Below are 2,263 nucleotides of genomic sequence, written 5' to 3'. Positions count from 1 at the left end.
ACTGAGATCGATGCCGGAGTCGCTGGTGAGTAGCTGTTGGATGTGAGACAACTGAAACCCTTGCTGTTTGAGAGCAACAATCCGCTGTAGCTGTTGAATATTTTGGGGGGTATAAAGTCGGTAATTGCCATTCGATCGCTGGGCTGGTGGCAATAAACCCAAGGTGTGATAATGCCGCACCATTCGCGGCGTGATATCCCCGCCCACTGCCTCTGTCAGTTCCTTGATTGTTAAATATTGAGCGTTCATAGTTTACAAATCTGGATTTGTACCTTGACATTAACATCAATGTCAAGGTGTAGGGTATAAAGGCAATCTATTTTTGTGGTCATGTCTTCCCCTGCTGTGTCTAGATTCAGTTGGCAAACACTATTGAAAGAACATCCCGATGCGATCGCGGCGGGAGTTTGTGCGCTGCTGGTGTTACTCGGTTGGTTTAGTCTCAATAGCGGCTGGCTGGGAGTGAGTTTGCTGATTCTGACCGCTGCGTATGTCATTGGCGGATATGAAAGCACCCGTGAAGGATTGACTACTCTATGGCGGGAACGAGAACTAGATGTAGACCTACTGATGATTGTGGCAGCATTGGGAGCCGCCATTTTAGGGCTGTGGCGCAAAGAGTACTACTTTATCGTCGATGGGGCGATGTTAATTCTGATTTTTGCCATCAGTGGAGTGCTGGAGGGCTATGCCATGAGCCGCACCGAGCGGAGTATCCAAGGGTTGATGAGTCTCACTTCCGATACTGCCCGCAAGCTTGTGGATGGGCAAGAGCAGATGGTAGCGGTGGCTCAGTTACAAATCGGCGATCGCGTTCTCGTTAAGCCTGGGGAGTTGGTACCGACGGATGGGATTGTCACGGAGGGATTTAGCGCGATCGATCAGGCTCCGATTACGGGTGAATCGATGCCTGTCGAAAAAACAGTAGGTGATGAGGTGTTTGCAGGGACGATTAATGGTACTGGCGCGTTGAAACTCCAGATTCACCAACCGCCAGAAAGTAGTCTGATTCAGCGGGTAATTCGCTTGGTAGAGCAGGCACAGACTGAAACACCGCCGTCTCAGCAGTTCATCGAACGATTCGAGCGTGGCTATGCCAAAGCGATCGTGCTGATGGGCATTTTACTGGGTACTCTACCACCATTTCTACTCGGTTGGACTTGGGAAAATACGGTCTATCGCGCCCTGATTTTTTTGGTAGTAGCTTCGCCCTGTGCTTTAATGGCAGCAACGATGCCAGCACTGTTATCGGGGATTGCTAATGGGGCGCGACATGGGATTTTATTCAAGAATGCGGCGCAATTAGAAGCGATCGGACAAGTTAAAGCGATCGCCTTTGACAAGACTGGAACCCTGACAACAGGCAAACCTCAAGTCGTCCGAGTCATGGCGGTTGATAAATCTTCAGACAAATTACTCCAAGTAGCGGCTGCTTTAGAAAGTTTATCCGAACATCCGATCGGGGCGGCGATCGTCCATGCGGCTCAAAAACAAGGCTGGGAATGGATTGAAGCCATTAATGTGCGCTCTGAGCCTGGACGGGGCATTATTGGCGAGGTTGAGGGGAAGATAGCTGTAGTCGGTAAAGCCACTTTTGTCCAAGCCCAAGCCGAGCGTTGTCCAGAGGCGATTGCCCAACAGAGCCAGCAGTGGGAGCAAGAGGGTAAAACCGTTGTCTGGGTGGCATATGACAACGACATCTTGGGGATTATCGCAGTTGCCGATACCGTCAGAGCCACAGCCGCTCGATCGATCGCCCAGTTGAAACGGCTGGGAGTCGAGCAAATTGTGATGTTGACGGGCGATAACCAGCGCACAGCCGACAGTATTGGGTGGGAAATTGGGATCGATAAAGTGTATGCAGAACTCTTACCAGAAGATAAACTGGAAGTAATTCGCCAGCTCCAGCAACAATACCCCTCAGTGGCGATGGTTGGTGATGGGATTAATGATGCTCCGGCTCTAGCTCAAGCATCTGTCGGAATTGCGATGGGAACGGCGGGGAGCGACGTGGCACTAGAAACAGCAGATGTGGTACTAATGGCCGATCGGTTGGAAAAATTAGAGTATGCCATTCGGCTCGGTCGTCGCTCTGGGCGGATTGTCAAACAAAACATCATTTTTGCCCTCAGCTTTATTGTCGTACTGTTAATCGCCAATTTTACTGGCAATATGACCCTACCTTTGGGCGTTTTGGGTCATGAAGGATCTACCGTATTGGTGATTTTAAGTGGTTTGCGACTGCTGAAAGATTGATTAAATT

Annotated in this window: 2 protein-coding genes; one reads left to right on the top strand and one right to left on the bottom strand. The window is 50.1% G+C overall.

Features of this window, described 5'->3' with window-relative positions; all coding sequences use genetic code 11:
• On the bottom strand, nucleotides 1–249 hold a 249-nt coding region (locus C7B77_RS28605), incomplete at its 3' end, for a MerR family transcriptional regulator (protein WP_146138588.1).
• Between the two features lie 81 nt (nucleotides 250–330).
• Between C7B77_RS28605 and C7B77_RS28600 the strand changes: the two genes are divergently transcribed.
• A complete protein-coding gene (locus C7B77_RS28600; protein ID WP_181244075.1) occupies nucleotides 331–2,256 on the top strand; it encodes a heavy metal translocating P-type ATPase in 1,926 nt (641 codons plus the stop codon).
• The last annotated feature ends 7 nt before the right edge of the window (nucleotides 2,257–2,263 follow it).

Source organism: Chamaesiphon polymorphus CCALA 037, assembly GCF_003003845.1.
Taxonomy (GTDB): domain Bacteria; phylum Cyanobacteriota; class Cyanobacteriia; order Cyanobacteriales; family Chamaesiphonaceae; genus Chamaesiphon; species Chamaesiphon polymorphus.
The sequence above is the reverse complement of the archived record's forward strand: the minus strand, read 5'-3'. Positions and strand labels throughout refer to the sequence as shown.